This is a genomic window from Burkholderia sp. AU45251, assembly GCF_030482905.1.
Lineage (GTDB): Bacteria > Pseudomonadota > Gammaproteobacteria > Burkholderiales > Burkholderiaceae > Burkholderia > Burkholderia aenigmatica.
Genome location: NZ_JAUJQH010000001.1, coordinates 1,173,453 through 1,188,241, shown reverse-complemented (window position 1 = coordinate 1,188,241; position 14,789 = coordinate 1,173,453). Strand labels below are relative to the sequence as shown.

Annotated in this window: 17 protein-coding genes; 8 read left to right on the top strand and 9 right to left on the bottom strand. The window is 66.9% G+C overall.

Annotation, left to right across the window (positions count from 1 at the left end):
* Positions 1 to 84: 84 nt before the first annotated feature.
* The 5 genes from QZM67_RS05230 to QZM67_RS05210 all read right to left on the bottom strand — a co-directional run bounded on the left by QZM67_RS05230 (position 85) and on the right by QZM67_RS05210 (position 4,501).
* Positions 85 to 480 (bottom strand): type II toxin-antitoxin system VapC family toxin, encoded by a 396-nt coding sequence (locus tag QZM67_RS05230; protein ID WP_175842464.1) that lies wholly within the window; start codon positions 478 to 480, stop codon positions 85 to 87.
* Entirely contained in the window at positions 477 to 716 is a 240-nt protein-coding gene (locus QZM67_RS05225; RefSeq protein ID WP_205785475.1) for a type II toxin-antitoxin system Phd/YefM family antitoxin, read from the bottom strand. Before QZM67_RS05225 ends, QZM67_RS05230 begins: the two co-directional genes overlap by 4 nt.
* A 90-nt stretch (positions 717 to 806) precedes the next feature.
* The gene (locus QZM67_RS05220; protein ID WP_301801106.1) at positions 807 to 1,490 is read right to left on the bottom strand and encodes a Fe2+-dependent dioxygenase; all 684 of its coding nucleotides are present in this window, start codon (positions 1,488 to 1,490) and stop codon (positions 807 to 809) included.
* A complete protein-coding gene (locus QZM67_RS05215; RefSeq protein ID WP_301801105.1) occupies positions 1,487 to 2,254 on the bottom strand; it encodes a tetratricopeptide repeat protein in 768 nt (255 codons plus the stop codon). Before QZM67_RS05215 ends, QZM67_RS05220 begins: the two co-directional genes overlap by 4 nt.
* A 3-nt stretch (positions 2,255 to 2,257) precedes the next feature.
* On the bottom strand, positions 2,258 to 4,501 hold the full coding sequence (locus QZM67_RS05210; RefSeq protein WP_301801104.1) for a TonB-dependent siderophore receptor: 2,244 nt from the start codon (positions 4,499 to 4,501) through the stop codon (positions 2,258 to 2,260).
* Between the two features lie 322 nt (positions 4,502 to 4,823).
* On the opposite strand from QZM67_RS05210, the gene QZM67_RS05205 reads away from it, so the two are divergent.
* Positions 4,824 to 5,063, top strand: a complete 240-nt coding sequence (locus tag QZM67_RS05205) for an Arc family DNA-binding protein (protein ID WP_301801103.1) — start codon at positions 4,824 to 4,826, stop codon at positions 5,061 to 5,063.
* A complete protein-coding gene (locus QZM67_RS05200; RefSeq protein ID WP_301801101.1) occupies positions 5,060 to 5,479 on the top strand; it encodes a type II toxin-antitoxin system VapC family toxin in 420 nt (139 codons plus the stop codon). The genes QZM67_RS05205 and QZM67_RS05200 overlap by 4 nt, the downstream gene beginning before the upstream one ends.
* Before the next feature lie 113 nt (positions 5,480 to 5,592).
* Here the strand turns inward: QZM67_RS05200 and QZM67_RS05195 are convergent, their stop codons facing one another.
* Positions 5,593 to 6,888, bottom strand: a complete 1,296-nt coding sequence (locus QZM67_RS05195; protein WP_043179892.1) for an aspartate carbamoyltransferase — start codon at positions 6,886 to 6,888, stop codon at positions 5,593 to 5,595.
* 233 nt (positions 6,889 to 7,121) lie between these two features.
* Between QZM67_RS05195 and QZM67_RS05190 the strand changes: the two genes are divergently transcribed.
* Positions 7,122 to 7,256: an entericidin A/B family lipoprotein gene (locus tag QZM67_RS05190; protein ID WP_009688930.1), complete on the top strand. Its 135-nt coding sequence runs from the start codon at positions 7,122 to 7,124 to the stop codon at positions 7,254 to 7,256.
* Between the two features lie 96 nt (positions 7,257 to 7,352).
* On the opposite strand, the gene QZM67_RS05185 is transcribed toward QZM67_RS05190, so the two are convergent.
* The 3 genes from QZM67_RS05185 to QZM67_RS05175 all read right to left on the bottom strand — a co-directional run bounded on the left by QZM67_RS05185 (position 7,353) and on the right by QZM67_RS05175 (position 10,074).
* Positions 7,353 to 7,925, bottom strand: a complete 573-nt coding sequence (locus QZM67_RS05185; RefSeq protein WP_089452296.1) for a permease — start codon at positions 7,923 to 7,925, stop codon at positions 7,353 to 7,355.
* Between the two features lie 189 nt (positions 7,926 to 8,114).
* Positions 8,115 to 9,074: a DMT family transporter gene (locus QZM67_RS05180; protein WP_301801099.1), complete on the bottom strand. Its 960-nt coding sequence runs from the start codon at positions 9,072 to 9,074 to the stop codon at positions 8,115 to 8,117.
* 205 nt (positions 9,075 to 9,279) lie between these two features.
* Positions 9,280 to 10,074: an AraC family transcriptional regulator gene (locus tag QZM67_RS05175; protein WP_175025700.1), complete on the bottom strand. Its 795-nt coding sequence runs from the start codon at positions 10,072 to 10,074 to the stop codon at positions 9,280 to 9,282.
* Positions 10,075 to 10,244: 170 nt separating this feature from the next.
* Between QZM67_RS05175 and QZM67_RS05170 the strand changes: the two genes are divergently transcribed.
* The 5 genes from QZM67_RS05170 to QZM67_RS05150 all read left to right on the top strand — a co-directional run bounded on the left by QZM67_RS05170 (position 10,245) and on the right by QZM67_RS05150 (position 14,777).
* The gene (locus tag QZM67_RS05170; protein ID WP_301801097.1) at positions 10,245 to 11,078 is read left to right on the top strand and encodes a molybdenum cofactor biosynthesis F family protein; all 834 of its coding nucleotides are present in this window, start codon (positions 10,245 to 10,247) and stop codon (positions 11,076 to 11,078) included.
* A complete protein-coding gene (locus tag QZM67_RS05165) occupies positions 11,075 to 11,884 on the top strand; it encodes an SDR family oxidoreductase (protein WP_301801095.1) in 810 nt (269 codons plus the stop codon). Before QZM67_RS05170 ends, QZM67_RS05165 begins: the two co-directional genes overlap by 4 nt.
* A 1,128-nt stretch (positions 11,885 to 13,012) precedes the next feature.
* The gene (locus QZM67_RS05160) at positions 13,013 to 13,558 is read left to right on the top strand and encodes a spore coat U domain-containing protein (RefSeq protein WP_301801093.1); all 546 of its coding nucleotides are present in this window, start codon (positions 13,013 to 13,015) and stop codon (positions 13,556 to 13,558) included.
* A gap of 51 nt (positions 13,559 to 13,609) precedes the next feature.
* On the top strand, positions 13,610 to 14,176 hold the full coding sequence (locus QZM67_RS05155; RefSeq protein WP_043179881.1) for a spore coat protein U domain-containing protein: 567 nt from the start codon (positions 13,610 to 13,612) through the stop codon (positions 14,174 to 14,176).
* Between the two features lie 91 nt (positions 14,177 to 14,267).
* Positions 14,268 to 14,777, top strand: coding sequence for a spore coat U domain-containing protein (locus tag QZM67_RS05150; RefSeq protein ID WP_080741517.1), 510 nt, complete (start codon positions 14,268 to 14,270; stop codon positions 14,775 to 14,777).
* The last annotated feature ends 12 nt before the right edge of the window (positions 14,778 to 14,789 follow it).

Below are 14,789 nucleotides of genomic sequence, written 5' to 3'. Positions count from 1 at the left end.
GAGGTCATTTTTGTCAGACGAATCGCCAATATGCCAGAGTCCGGCGGAGATGGTGTTGCGGTTTGGCCCGCAGGAGGGCGGCGCTTACCAGAGCGTCTTGACGTGCGCGTAAGCGCGGATTTTTTCGTCGCGCGTGACGAGCGGCGCGCCGAGCCGCCGCGCGGTCGCGACGATCATGCGGTCGGCCGGATCCTTGTGGAACGTGCCGGGCAGGTCGGTGGATTTCGCGGCGATGTCGGCATCGACGGGCACGAAGCGCATGCCGTCGATCTGCGCGACGGTGGCGAGCCATGCGTCGACATCCATCGTCAGTGCGAGGCGGTCGTTGCGCACCAGCATCGCAATCTCCCACGCGGAGATCGCGGATGCGACGAGCGCGCCTTCGCTCCGAGCGCGATCGATCGCGCTCCTCGCCTTCTTGCTGAGCGAAGGATCGCCCGCCACCCACCACACCAATGCATGCGTATCCAGCACGATCACCGCGACGCCTCCCAATCATCTTCCGCAATCGGATCGAGAGGATTGTCGTAGCGCATGACCGAGCCGCGCAATATGTCCAACGGCTGAGCCTCACGTGCGCGATACGGCCGGATTTCGAGCGTCGGCTTGCCGTGATCGGTGACGATCAGGCTTTCACCGGACGCCTCGACGAGCCGGAAGTATTCGAGTGCGCGAGCCTTGAATTCGGATTTCGATACGGGGTCGTGCGGCATCATGATGTGATCATGGTCATTTGACGATGGTCATTTTAGTCACGGATGCCGGCGTGGCGCAAGCGCCGGGGCAAGCAGCGCTACCCGTTCGCGCTACGCATCCGCCCACTTCCGCAACAGGTTGTGATAAATCCCCGTCAACGCAATGACCATCGGATCCTTCGCGCCTTTCTCGGCGGACAGCGCCTGAATCTGCGTATCGAGCTGAAACAGCAGCGTGCGGTCGCCGTCGTCGCGCACCATGCTCTGGATCCAGAAGAACGACGCGACGCGCTCGCCGCGCGTCACGGGCGTGACGTGGTGCAGGCTCGATGCCGGATACAGCACGAGGTCGCCCACCGGCAGTTTCGCGCGATGCGTGCCGTACGTATCCTCGACACACAGCTCGCCGCCGTCGTACGCATCGGGTTCTTCGAGAAACAGCGTCGCCGACAGATCGCTGCGCACGCGGAAATCCGTGCCGCGCAGCAGCCGGATTGCGTTGTCGACGTGCGTGCCGAACGTCTCGCCGCCTTCGTAGCGATTGAACAGCGGCGGAAACACCTTGAGCGGCAGCGCCGCCGAAAAGAACAGTGGATGGCGTGCGAGTGCGTCCTGGATCGCGTCACCGACCGCGCGCGCCGCTGGCGAACCTTCCGGCAATTGCCGGTTGCGTTTCGCGAGCGCCGACTGCGTGCCGGACGTCGCATTGCCGTCGACCCATTCGGCTGCATCGAGCAACTCGCGACATTGCGCGACCTGCGCTTTCGTCAGTACGCCGGGGATATGAAGCATCATGATGCGGATTCCATGCAGTGCGGCTGCGGCTGGGGTGGCAACTGCATCGCCGCCGCACGAAACGCGTCGATCGGCGACGACGCGAGATACGCGTGCATCTTCGCGACGAACGCGGGGGTAGCCGTGGCCGGTACGCGCGCGAGCCAGGCGAGCGCTTCGTCGATGCGCCCGCGCTCGGCGAGCAGCCGCGCAAGGTTGAACTGGCCGCGGAAGTCGCCGGCCACGGCGGCGCGGCGATAGTGGTCGAACGCGGCGTCGGGGTCGACCGGGACGACCCAGCCATCCTCGTAGAAGCCGCCGATCAGGTTGATCGATTTCGCATGGCCGAGCGCGGCCGCGCGCTGGAACCAGTCGAGCGCATCGGCGCGGTTCTCGTCGACGCCGTTGCCGAGCGCGAGCGCCGTCGCGTAGTTGTACATGCCCCAGTCGAGCCCCGCCTGCGCGGCGAGCCGGTACCAGTACACGGCGACCGGTGCGCACGCGGCCGTGCCCCAGCCGAACTCGTAGCAGCGGCCGAGCATGTTCATCGCCATCGCGTGGCCGGCCCGCGCCGCGTGCCGGAACCAGTTGAACGCGGCCGCCGGATCGCGCGCGACGCCATGCCCGTCGAGCAGGTACTGCCCGTAGACGGCCTGCGCATCGACGATGCCGTTGTCGGCCGCCGCCGCGACCCACGCGGCGGCACGCTCGGGCGGTCCGGCCAGGATGTCGGCGAACTCGCGCGGCGATACCGACGCGAGCGCCTTCAGCGACACGGCCTCCATCGATCAGTAGCGCGCGTTCAGCGTGACGAACGCCGAGCGGCCCGGTGCGATCGACGCGTAGTGCGCTGGATACGCCTGGTCGAAGTAGGTGCGGTTGAACAGGTTGTTCACGTTCAGCTGCAGGTCGAGCTTCTTGTTGATCCGGTACTGCGCCATCGCATCGAAGCGCCAGTACGACGGCACCGCGTGCTGGTTCGCGGTATCGCCGAACACCTGCGACATGTAGAACGCGCCGCCGCCGACGGTGAACTTCGGCGTCACGTCGTAGTTCGACCACATCGTGAAGCTGTGCTTCGGCGTGTTCGGGAACTGGTTGCCGTTGCTCGTCGTGTCCTTGCCGTTGTCGCGCAGCTCGCTCTTCATGTACGTATAGCCGCCGAACAGTTGCCACTGCTTCGTGATCTGGCCCGCGACGCCGAGTTCGAGCCCCTGCACGCGCTTGTTGCCGACCATCGCGTACTGGTTGTTCGGCAGCGTCACGCGTGCGTTCGTCGTGTCGATCTGGAACAGCGCGGCGGTCAGCGCGAGCTTGTCGTTCAGCACGTTCCACTTCGTGCCGAGCTCGATGCTGCGGTTCTTTTCCGGCGACAGCTGATCGGCGTTCGAGCCGACGCCGCCACGACCCGGCGTGAGCGACTGCGATTCGCTGCCTTCGCCGAGCAGCATGCCGGCCGGCGTCGACGACGTCGCGTACGACGCATAGATGCTGCCGTTCTGCGCCGGCTTGAACACGAGGCCGGCCTGCCAGTTCACGAGCGTGTCGTCACGCGTGGTGGTCTTGCCGCCGTTGGCCTTGGTGTCGGTGAAGCGGGTCGAGTAGTCGTCGATGCGCACGCCGCCGTTGACCTGCCAGCGCGGCGTGATCTCGATCGTGTCGAAGCCGTAGATCGACTTCGTCACGGTGCGGGCATGCGAGTAGTCGTTGTTGCGCGTGATCGAGCCGGCCCACGGGTCGTTGGGATTCGGCGACCACAGGCTCGTGCAGTTGTAGCCCGACGCCGCGCCGATGCCGTTCTGGCAGATCTTGCCGTTCGCGGTGGCGACGTTGTACGTGTCGCGCTTGCCCCATTCACGTGACAGCTCGATGCCGGTCGTGAAGCTGTGCTTGAACGGGCCGGTGCGGAATTCGCCGAACAGCTCGGTCTGGTTCGCGATGCTGTTGATCGCGCTGTTGCGGGTGTTCGCGCGCCGCCAGACCTTGCCGTTGACCACGTTGCCCTGGCTGTCGTCGGGCTGCGTCCAGATGTAGTCCTGGGTGGACTCCGTGTAGCGCGTGGTGTTGCGGATCGTCAGCGACGACGTGATGTCGTGCTCGATCTTGAGCGTGCTGATGTCCGACGTCGTCTTGCGGAAATCGCGGTTGATCAGCCCGTAGAAGTTGTGGCGGTCGACGGGCGCCGGGCCGTCGGTGGCGACGCCCTTCGGGAGGTTGAAGCCGTAGTAGTACGGGATGCCGCCGTCGGGCAGGTCGTCGGTGGACAGGTGGTAGTAGCTCGCGACGACGCGCGTCGACGTGCCGAGGCCGAACGCGATCGACGGCGCGACGCCCCAACGCTCGTTGTTCACCGCGTCGCGGCCGGCCACGTCGTTGTTGTGGCTCATCAGGTTCAGGCGGAACGCGGCGTGATCGGCGAACTGCCAGTTGCCGTCGGCCGTGAAGCGGCGATAGCGGTCGGTGCCGAGGCCCGCGCTCGCAGCAGCGGTGGTGCCGAGGTGCGGGGCCTTCGTGATCAGGTTGATGCTGCCGCCCGCGCCGCCGCGACCGCCGTACGCGCCGTCGGAACCCTTGGTGATCTCGATGCGCTCGGTGTTGAAGATCTCGCGCGTCGTGGCGCCCGTGTCGCGCATGCCGTCGACGAACATGCTGCCCTGCGTGTCGTAGCCGCGGATGAACGGACGATCGCCGAGCGGGTTGCCGCCTTCGCCGGCGCCGAACGTGATGCCGGGCACGGTGCGCAGCGCTTCCGTCAGCGTCGACGCGCCGCTGTTCTGGATCAGTTCCTGCGGGATCACGGTGACGGATTTCGGCGTGTCGACGAGCGGTGCGGTGAATTTCGCGGAAGCGGAGAAGTCGGCCTTGTAGCTGTGCTCGGCCTTGCCCTGGATCTCGATCGGCGCGAGATGGCCTTCGGTGCTCGCCGGGGCGGGCGGCGGCGTGCCGTCCGCCGCGAATGCCGGACTCGCGGCGAGCACGCTGCACAGGGTGGTGAATTTGCCGAGCTTCAGCTCGTCGGAACGTGACTTCATGGTGCGCTTCGACCTCGCGGTGTGGCCCCGGGGCGGTGCGCTGCGGAAATGTGCATGCCGTCGGGAATTATTACGATTTGTTTTCAGGCGGCATTCTATGTAATTTTTAGTTAAATGAGAAGCGTTCTTGTTCGCGTTTGTTGGGAAATTGTTGAGGAATGTTGCGGGGTGGTTGCGCGGTCGACGGGGCGGTGGCGGATGGCCGAAAGGCCAGGTGGGACGGGCTTGCCGGGCGGGTTAGAGTGGTGCTGTTGCGGATCACCCGCCATGACATCAAGGTGCTAATATGACTGCATTGAAAGCAAATGTGGTGAGGTGCATCATGCCCGTGATTACCGTTCGAAATCTGCCCGATGAAGTGCACCGTGCGCTCCGGATTCGCGCGGCCCAGCATGGGCGCAGCACCGAAGCCGAGGTGCGAGACATCCTCGAGCAGGCCGTTTTGCCGGGTGGCCGGCTCAAGCTGGGGACGCTACTGGCGGAAATCGGACGGGAGGCGGGCGGCGTCGATTTCGACGTTCAGCGCGACAAGACGCTAACCGACCCGATGAGCTTCGAATGATCCTTCTTGATACGAACGTGATGTCCGAACCGCTGCGGCGCGAGCCGAGTTCGGCCGTGATCGAGTGGCTCGATGCCCAGAACGTCGAAACGCTGTTTCTTGCAGCGATCAGCCTTGCCGAAATGCGCTTCGGTGTGGCGGCGTTACCGGAAGGGCGCAGGCGCGACTGGCTTCACCAAAGCATCGAGCAGCGTGTCGTGCCGCTGTTTCGCGGTCGAATCGTGCCATTCGACGATGCAGCGAGCAAAGCGTATGCGGGTATTCGCGCGCGGGCCCGTGCCGCGGGCACCGCGATCGCGCCCGCCGACTGCTTTATCGCCGCGACGGCCGAGGCGAACGGACTCATCATTGCGACACGCGACGTCGCGCCATTCGAGGCGGTCGGCCTGCGGGTGATCGATCCGTGGGCGTCCTAGGCGCCGATTGCGCACCCGTTCACCGCGCGCAAAAAATAAAGCGCGTCGGGTAACCCGGCGCGCTTTCTTTTGAACGTAGGGGCGCCTGACTGGCGTGCCCCCGCAGTTCCTGCTCAATCCACCCCGTGAAACACCGCGTCCTCTGGCCCGAGATATGCCGGCGGGCGCCACGTCGCGTCGCGCATCGAATGCTGGACGAGGTTCTCCACACCGAGCAGTACCGCGAAGATCGCCATCCGCACCGGAATGCCGTTGTCGGTCTGGCGGAAGATCGCGAGGCGCGGGTCGCGGTTCAGGTCGACCGACAGGTCGTTCGCGCCGGGCCGGCTGTCACGCGGCAGCGGGTGCATGATCAGCGTGTCGGGTTTGCATACCGAGTCGACGAGCGCCTGGTTGATCTGGAAATCCGGCGTGTAGCCTTCGAACGACTCGTCGGTGAAGCGTTCCTTCTGGATCCGCGTCGCGTAGACGACGTCCGCGCCGCGCAGCCCGGCCGCGAGGTCGGTCGTCTGCTCGATCACATGGCCGTTCGTGGCGATCTGGTCGACGATGTAAGCCGGCATCTCGAGCGTCGGCGGCGACACGAGCGTGAACTTGAGCCCGCGGTACAGCGCGAGCAGCTTGACGAGCGAGTGCACGGTGCGGCCGTACTTGAGGTCGCCGACCAGCGCGATGTGCGCGCCGTCGACGATCTTGCCGAGCCGCGAGAACTCGCGCTGGATCGTATAGAGATCGAGCAGCGCCTGGCTCGGGTGCTCGCCGGGGCCGTCGCCACCATTGATCACGGGCAGGTTGGTCGCGCGCGCGAACTCGGCCACCGAGCCTTTCTCCGGATGGCGGATCACGAGCGCGTCGACGTAGCCGGCCATCACGCGGCTCGTGTCGTAGATCGATTCGCCCTTGGCCATCGACGAGAACGTGAAGCCCGTCGTGTCGCACACCGAGCCGCCGAGCCGGCAGAAGGCGGCACCGAACGACACACGCGTACGCGTGCTGGCCTCGAAGAACAGGTTGCCAAGCACCGCGCCCTCCAGCACGCGCGAGATCTTGTGGCGGCGCGCGATCGGCTGCATCACGTCGGCCACGCGGAACAGCGCCTCGACCGAATCCCGCGAGAACTGGTCGACCGAGATCAATTGCGGCTTGCCTTCGAACAGGAACTGCTTCGAGAGCCCTTGTTTGTCTACGCTTTGCGTATAGTCCCCGCCATCCGGTGCCGAGCGCTCGACGATTTCCGACACGAAGCGCTCGACGATCTCGGGCATCCCGCGCGATTCCTGCGAATCGTCGGGCAACAGCCAGGTGTCCAGCGCGCGCCGGCTGACACCGATACGATTGGCGAACGCTTCGCGGGTCATGTTGAGGCGGCGCATCGCGTCGCGAAGGAAGGCTTGCTGGGGAACGGTCATCGGCGGCTCCTGACAGAAAATATACGCGGTGCGTATATTAGATCGTGGCGCGTTGAAGTCAAGGAAAATCTGCGCGACCCGGCTGGGTGGCCCGTGTGACAGGCGGCGGGTTCGTACTGGCGTGCGGCGGCTGTCTCCGTATAATCAGGTCAGGCCCCGTGCCCGGCATCTTGCCGGGCACCGCGCCACACATGATTCGCCCGTCGGGCTTGATGATTCGAAGGAGAATGGGAATGACGCGTACGATTGCTGCAATGCTGCTGGTGGTGACCGCCGCGCTTGCCGGTTGCAACACGGTGGCCGGCATGGGGCAGGACATTTCGAAGGGCGGCCAGGCGATCAGCGATACGGCTGAAAAGGCCAAGTAAGCCGACTGGTTCAGGAATACAGAAAGCGCCGGGCCGTCCCGCGATCGCGGGGCGGCCCGGCGTTTTTTTTGCGTCTGATGTCCGATGCCAGTGGCGTCAGGCGTGCTCGACGAACGCGTAGCGGCCTTCGACCTTGCGCGGCGTGAACCCGCCGTAGTCGGGGAACATCCGGTTGCGGACGAACCAGACATAGCCCACCAGCAGGACCGTGACCACGAGGCTCGGCAGCGCGGTCGACGGACTGCGTCCGAGCTCGGCGATGGTCTTCGGCACCTGCACCAGCGACAACAGGATGAACGCGTGATAGGCGCCGACGCGATGCGTCGCGAAGCCCCAGATGAACAGCAGCGACAGCAGTACGTTCAGCGCGAGCAACAGCATGACGAGGCCATTGCCGAGCGCGCCCGAGACGCCGAGGTCGCCGCCGGATTGGGCGACGCCATAAGCGAACGTCAGGCCGTTCGCGAGCTGGACGACAGCGAGTGCGACCAGGATCCGGACGTGCACCTTGTTCTTGCGGCAGCGTTCGGGATCGGGGCGCGACGCAATCAGGCCGGCGAGCACACGATCGTCGAGCCCTTGTCCGGACAGATCGGCCAGGACGTCGGCCTTCCTCGTTCCAGCGGACATCAGCACCGCGATTCTTGTTTTGGCTTCCTTCCTGTTCATTGCGCGGCGGCGTGTCGTTCGATGGTCGTCAAAGGTCCCGGTCACGCGAATATTGCATCTCGCCGGGTGCCACGCAACGGTTTTGCGGCGCGCGGACACATTCCTACAATCGCCTGCGGCGGCGCGGGAACGCGGCGGAGCGACAGGGCCGAACGATCTCCCATGTTGAGATGACGCGACGAACGCCGATCAGTCGGTCGCGGTTGGTGCGGGGCGGGCTGGCCGTACCGGCTTCGCCGGCCGCGCATCGCGTGCCTGAGCGGGCGGTTCGCGCCGCCGTGTTGCGCCGACGGCCATGCCCGCGACGACGAGCGCGATGCCCGCGACCCGCGTGCCGTTGAGCGTTTCGCCGAACAGCGCGACTGCGAACAGCACGGCGGAGACCGGCGCGACCGCCGTGAACAGCGCGGCCTCGGTGCCGCTCGTGCGCGCCGAACCCGCATACCAGCACAGGTAGCCGAGCACGGTCGGCACCAGTGCGTAGTAGGCGATCGCCGATACGGCGCCGACGGTCCAGCCGGTCGCTACCGCGCGCCATTCGAACGCGGCCGGCACGAGTGCGAGCACGAAGCCGAGGCCCGACATCGCGGTGGACAGTGCCAGCGGCGGCAAGGGTGCGGCAAGCCGCCGGTTGAGCAGGATGAAGACGGCTTCGCACGCGACGGCGGCCAGCACCAGCGCATCGCCGGCAAGCGTGCGGAACGACGGCAGCGCCTGACCGGGTGCGAACGTGACGAACAGTACGCCGGCCGTTGCGAGCGCGGCGGCCAGCCAGTCGCGCGGCGTCTGCCGCTCGCGCAGTACGATGGCCGCGATCAGCGTCGACATCGCGGGCAGCGTGCCGAGCATCACGCCCGCATCGAGCGGCGACGACAGCTTCGTGCCGCAGATCAGCAGCACCGTATAACCGACGCCGCCCGCCGCCGCCTGGATGACGAGCAGCACGGCGTCGCGTGTGGAGATGCGTGGCCAGCGCATGCGCTGCGCGCGCATCAGCGCGAACAGCAGCGGTGTCGCGATCAGGAAGCGCAGCGCCGTGGCCGCGAACGGCGGCAGGCCGCCTGCCGCGAGACGGCTCGCGATGACGGTGCTGCCGACGCCCGCCATCGCGGCGGCGAGATAGAGATAGCCAATCAGTCGTGTCTTCATGCGCCGCATCGTCGCGCACGGCGGCAGCGTGCGTCTTGAACGAAATTGCAGCGCACGCGGGCGTGTCGAATACGGCGCACGGGATTCGGCATGCGTGCGCCACGGGCATCGGCTGCCGCCGCTGCGGTCATGTGTTACTGCGGTCGCTGTGGCCGTGCCGTCGACGGCGGTTTGCCTGGTGGCCTCGCGCGGGAGGACGGCGGCGTCAAACGGCCTGCGTGAACCGCCCGGGCGTGATCCCGAACTGGCGCGCGAATGCACGCGTCAGGTGGCTCTGATCGGCAAAGCCGGCTTCGGCCGCGGCATCGGCGATCGGCAGGCCGCTGGCGAGCAGCGCGCGCGCCAGCCGTGCGCGCGACTGGATCAGGTACGCGTGCGGTGTGATGCCGAGTTCGCGGGCAAACCCGCGCAGCAGCTGGAAGCGGCTGACGCCGCTCAGGTCGGCCAGCTCGGCGAGCGAGACGGGGGCGGCCGGCGCCGCGTCGAGCCGCTCCCGGGCGATGCGGATCGCCGGTGCGACCCCCGCCGCCGGCAGCGTGCGGTTCGCGTGCCGGGCGAGCAGCCCGGCGACGAGCATCACGAGTGCCTCGTCACGGGCGAGCGGCTGGGATGCCCCCGCGACGATGCGTGTATGCAGCCGGCCGACGGCGGCCGTGAGCCGTGCGTCGCGCACCGCCGGGTGTGCCAGTTCGACGCCGCCGAGACCTTCTTCCGCCGCGACGCCCGCGACCAGCGCGGGCGCGAGGTACAGCATCCGCCAGCGCCGGCCCGTACCGGCCTCGATCGGCGAGCCGTCGTGCATCTCGCCCGGGTTGACCATGATCGCGTCGCCGGCCAGTGCGTCGACCTGCCCGCGGCCGCTCCACGACCGGTGCGCGCCGCTGACGATCACGCCGACCCCGAATTCGTCGTGTGCGTGGCGCGGAAACGCGCGATCGGATTCGAGGCTGATCGCCTCGATGCCTTCGCCGGTTCGTCGGTAATGGGTGATGCGGTGCATGTGCGCTCCTCGCGCCGGTCGCGGCGCGGATTTCGTGCACTTTAGCGCGTTCCGGCGCCGCGCGCCCTTCATCCTTTTGGCCGATACCGCGCGGCGCACGCAGCCCGCACCATGTGCACATGAGCAGCGTACACGGCCCGCCGGGCCTGAAGCTGCGCGGGAGACGGCAGGTGGAACGACAGGATCCGGTATTCATCCAGGTTGGCGCGCTCGCGGACGGCTTCGCGCCCGAAGCGAACATCCTCGCATCCGTCGATGCGCTCGCGGGGCGGACGCTCACGCTCGGCGACGCATCGGGCGTGTGGCGCGTCTATACGTTCGAGCCCGGCGCGCTGCAGTGGCGCGATGCGGCGACCGGCGCGAGCGGCCGCGAGCCGTGCCGCGTGACGCGGCTGCGCGACGCGCTGTACTTCGTCGACTACCTCGATTCGGCCGCCCGTGCGACTTCGGTCAGTCTCGTGATCGATCTCGACAACGGCGTATGGACGTCGGTGGTCGGCACGCTGCCGATCGAAGCCGACACGCGCATCGACGCGTTCACGCGGGTTGCGCGCGGGCTGCCGCTGACGGCCGTCGAGGCCGGGTTCCGGCACGGCACGCTCGGCGGCCACACGCAGCCGGGGCCGTTGCACGGGCCCACGCGCGCGCTGATCGGCAAGCGGACGATGTACCGCTACAGCCCGACCGAATGCTACGAGCACATCTACCTGAACGAGAACTTCTATGCGTGGCAGTGCCTGCTGGGTGTCGAGCGCGGGCTGGCCGATGTCGACCGCTGCCATTACTTCAGGATTGCAGACGAGCTGTATCTGTTCGTGTGGCGTGAAAAGGTGGTGCCGACGCTCGGTGTCGTGCTGATCGACCTCGCGCAGCGCAAGACCGACGGCAAGATCTTCGGCTATCAGGGGGGCGATTTCGGCACGCTGTCGAACTTCCCGATCGGCGCGCATGCGCAGGTGCTGAACGACACCGTGCATCCGCTCGACGGCGAGGCGCCGCGATGAATGCCGCCCCGGGCAGCGGCCGCCTGCGGGCGGATTTCAGCGGGCGTGTCGTGCTCGTCACGGGCGCCGCGCAGGGGATCGGCGCGGCGATCGCGCGCCGTTTCGCGGAATCCGATGCGTTCGTCGCACTGGCCGACCTGAACGGCGAGGCCGCCGCCGCACAGGCCGACGCGCTCGCGAGCACGGGCGGCGAGGCACGTGCCTATCGGGTGGATGCCGCCAGCCGCGACGAACTGGTCGCGCTGGTCGCGGCGGTCGAGCGTGACGGCGGCCGGCTCGATGTCGTCGTCCACAATGCCGCGTATTTTCCGCTGACGCCGTTCACGCAGATCGACGAGCCGACACTCGACCGGACGCTGTCGGTCAACCTGTCGGCGCTGTTCTGGCTTGCACAGGCCGCGCTGCCGGCATTCGAGCGCGCGGGAACCGGGCGGCTGCTCGTCACGTCGTCGGTGACGGGGCCGCGCGTCGTGTATCCGGGGCTCGCGCATTATGCGGCGTCGAAGGCCGGCGTGAACGGCTTCATTCGCGCGGCGGCGCTGGAACTCGCGCGTCGCAACGTGACGGTGAACGGCGTCGAGCCGGGCATGATCCGCACGCCGGCGGCCGGCAATCTCGGCGACGCGTCGGTCGCCGCGCAGATCGCGCGCGACATTCCGCTCGCACGGATGGGCGAGCCGGAAGACATCGCGAACGCGATGCTGTTTCTCGCATCGGCCGATGCCGCGTACATCACGGGGCAGACGATCGTCGTCGACGGCGGTGCGACCTTGCCGGAGAGCGGGGCGGTGCTGGGCGGCGAATGACGGTTTACTGCGTCACGCTCCGGTGGAACGCGAGCGGCGGCGCCGGCCTGCTGTGCGTTTGCGCAGCAGGCTCTCCATGGTTCCCGCAGGCGGTTGCCGGATGGCTTCTCCGTAACGCGGCAAGCGGTGGCCGCCTAGGCGCTGCTTCGCGCCCCTTCGTTCCGCGCAATGCGGGACGTGCCGCCGACGTCTTGGCCGATGGCGGCCAGTGACGGCCAGCGACAACAGTCGACAAGCGATTAGCCCCAAGCCCCAAGCCCCAAGCCCCAAGCCCCAAGCCCCAAGCCCCAAGCCCCAAGCCCCAAGCCCCAAGCCCCAAGCCCCAAGCCCCCCAGCAACACTTGCCGCGCCCAATCCCGACTCGTTTGCATCGCGATCCGCGGCGCCTTGCCCGCATCCGAAACCCGGGCCGTCATACCGAGTGAATCGATCGCCAGCGTCCTTCCTGTCTGTCTGCTGGCCACTGGACGCCAATCTTACCGACCAGCCGTCCCGTCTCGCCGTCTCCCCATTGCCCGACAAAAAAATCGCTGATTTGTGGCGAATCTACCCGTGCCGGAACGAATCGCGCGGTAACGCCACCGGTTTCCACCTTCTCCGAGACGAATCATAGGATTCTTCCGACAATGTATTCGCACGAGCAACGCGATCATTTTGGAAAATGAAGAATTGGTTATTGGCTGAGCGATAAACCTGTCTTCATTCCGGATTATTTTTTCGGTTCTAGGAATATTCCGATTGTGTGCCGGGAATTTTTTCTGGATCATTACTGTGTGTAAAGAAAGCGAAAAGCAATCCGAGGCCACCAACATGCATTTCATCGAATAAATCGAGTCCGCGAGCGGGGAAACGAATCGCGGATTAACGACATCACAAGACATCATAAAGGGAAGGGCTCCGGCAGGCGCTGAGCGCGATGCCGGGCGGGCTTTGTCGTCCCTGAAAAATGCGAATGGAGCGAAGCGCCGATATCGATCGGTATCGTTCCATTTCGCTGTCTCGTGTCGCCGGGATATTCCCTTTTCAATCGTTTGCACCGGCCCGAATGGCCGGAATTCCAATGGGTTAATCAATTGCGCGGCAATGGCGGGTAATTGCGCCGTAATTGTGCGTGCGCCGGAGGCCAGCATGGTCAAAGCGATTCGGAAGACGGTCTGGCTCGGGCTGATGCTGGTTCCGTTCGCCGGCATTCAGGCCGGGCAGGTCAACGGCACGGTGAACGTCAGCCTGCAGGTGCGCAGCGGTTGTCAGGTCGGCGGCGGGCCGATCGGCGCGGATTTCGGCGCGCTCGACTTCGGCACGCGCGGGCCCACGTGGGCCGAGCCCCTGACCAGCGACACGCGCCCGTCCGGCAGCGGCCCGCTGCACGTCGTGTGCAGCCCCGATATCGGCGGTTTCCTGGTGTCGGTCGACGAGGGCCGGCACGGCCTGCAGTCGACCCGCTATCTGGTGCGGCGCGATGCGGCGGGCCGGAGCGTCGCGCGCGTGCCCTACAACATCTATCGCGATCCGGCGCGCAGCGTGGCGTACGTCCCGCAGATACCCCAATCGTTTCGTGTCGACGAGCGGCGCGATGCCGTCGCGCTGCCGCTGTTCGGCGTCGTCGGCACACAGATGCAGTTCGTCCCGGCCGGGACTTATGAAGATTTGCTCGGGATCACCGTCAACTGGTGAGCCCGGGCGGATGCGTAGCAACCTCACCTCTCATTCGTCAAAGGAACACGCGTGAAAACTCAATGGAACACCCTGGCAGCGGTTGCTCTGGCGTCGGCATGCATGACCGCCGGCGCGCAAACGAGCCCGATTACCGGCTCCGTCAATTCGAAGCTCGTGCTGACGACCGGCTGCGCGATCGATGCCGGCTCGGGCTCGACCGGCAACTCGACCAACCTCGGCACGCTCGACTTCGGCACGCAGCCGTCGGGCTTTACCGGGGCACTGACGGCCCAGGCCGCGGGCGGCGGCAGCGCCGGCGCGACGCAGGTGACCTGTTCGCCGGACGTGACCGCGCTGCAGGTGACGATCGACGGCGGCCAGAACCTCGGCAAGGGCGTGGCGGTCGGCGCCGGCACGCGCGCGCTCGCGAGCGGCTCAAGCTACGTGCCTTACGAGGTGTACGCGGATTCCGCGCGCTCGGTCCAGTACGTCGCGGGCACCGTGCAGTCCGTCCCGGTGCCGGCGCCGGGTTCGGCGTTCAACCTGCCGATCTACGGCGCGATCAACAAGACGAGCCGCGGCGCACTGTCTGCCGGCACCTACACGGACACGCTCAACGTCACGCTCGGCTGGTAAGCGCGCGGCCGGCGCCGCCGCCTGGCGGCCCGTCGGCTGCGCTGCCGCGACCCCCTTCGACTCACTTGCCATCATGCGGATAGCTGAACCTCTGGTCTTCCTGATGGGCGCGCTCGCGTGCCCGATCGCCGGCCTCGCGGATACGGCGGTGCCGACTACCCGAACCTTCGCGGTCAGCGCGCAGATCGTGTCCGGCTGCGGCGTGGCCGGCGGCGGGTCGGGCACGGGGCTCGATTTCGGCACGCTCGATTTCGGCGCGTATCCCGCGGTCGCGACGGGGCAGGCCGTCGCGACGTCGGGCGGCAGCGCGCTGCAAATCGAGTGCTCGCCCGGCACGACGCTGAAGATGTCGGTAGACGGCGGCATGCATCCGACGGGCGGCAACACGCAGCGCAACCTCGCGAGCGCGGGCAATGCGCTGATCGCCTACCGGCTCTATGCGGACGCGAGCCGCACGACCGTGCTGGCGGTCGGGCAATCGGTGTCGATCCCGGCGTCCGGTGTCGTCAGCCTGCCGATCTACGGCGCACTGACGCTGCCGGGTGGTGCGACGCCGCCCGGCACCTATACCGACACCGCGCAGGTCACGCTGAGTTATTGATTCAATCAGGAT

Coding starts and splice junctions, on each gene's coding strand:
- QZM67_RS05225 (WP_205785475.1), bottom strand. CDS start 716: ATGATGCCGCACGACCCCGTATCGAAATCCGAATTCAAGGCTCGCGCA.
- QZM67_RS05180 (WP_301801099.1), bottom strand. CDS start 9,074: ATGAAGACACGACTGATTGGCTATCTCTATCTCGCCGCCGCGATGGCG.
- QZM67_RS05190 (WP_009688930.1), top strand. CDS start 7,122: ATGACGCGTACGATTGCTGCAATGCTGCTGGTGGTGACCGCCGCGCTT.
- QZM67_RS05185 (WP_089452296.1), bottom strand. CDS start 7,925: ATGAACAGGAAGGAAGCCAAAACAAGAATCGCGGTGCTGATGTCCGCT.
- QZM67_RS05160 (WP_301801093.1), top strand. CDS start 13,013: ATGGTCAAAGCGATTCGGAAGACGGTCTGGCTCGGGCTGATGCTGGTT.
- QZM67_RS05200 (WP_301801101.1), top strand. CDS start 5,060: ATGATCCTTCTTGATACGAACGTGATGTCCGAACCGCTGCGGCGCGAG.
- QZM67_RS05210 (WP_301801104.1), bottom strand. CDS start 4,501: ATGAAGTCACGTTCCGACGAGCTGAAGCTCGGCAAATTCACCACCCTG.
- QZM67_RS05220 (WP_301801106.1), bottom strand. CDS start 1,490: ATGATGCTTCATATCCCCGGCGTACTGACGAAAGCGCAGGTCGCGCAA.
- QZM67_RS05205 (WP_301801103.1), top strand. CDS start 4,824: ATGCCCGTGATTACCGTTCGAAATCTGCCCGATGAAGTGCACCGTGCG.
- QZM67_RS05215 (WP_301801105.1), bottom strand. CDS start 2,254: ATGGAGGCCGTGTCGCTGAAGGCGCTCGCGTCGGTATCGCCGCGCGAG.
- QZM67_RS05165 (WP_301801095.1), top strand. CDS start 11,075: ATGAATGCCGCCCCGGGCAGCGGCCGCCTGCGGGCGGATTTCAGCGGG.
- QZM67_RS05175 (WP_175025700.1), bottom strand. CDS start 10,074: ATGCACCGCATCACCCATTACCGACGAACCGGCGAAGGCATCGAGGCG.
- QZM67_RS05195 (WP_043179892.1), bottom strand. CDS start 6,888: ATGACCGTTCCCCAGCAAGCCTTCCTTCGCGACGCGATGCGCCGCCTC.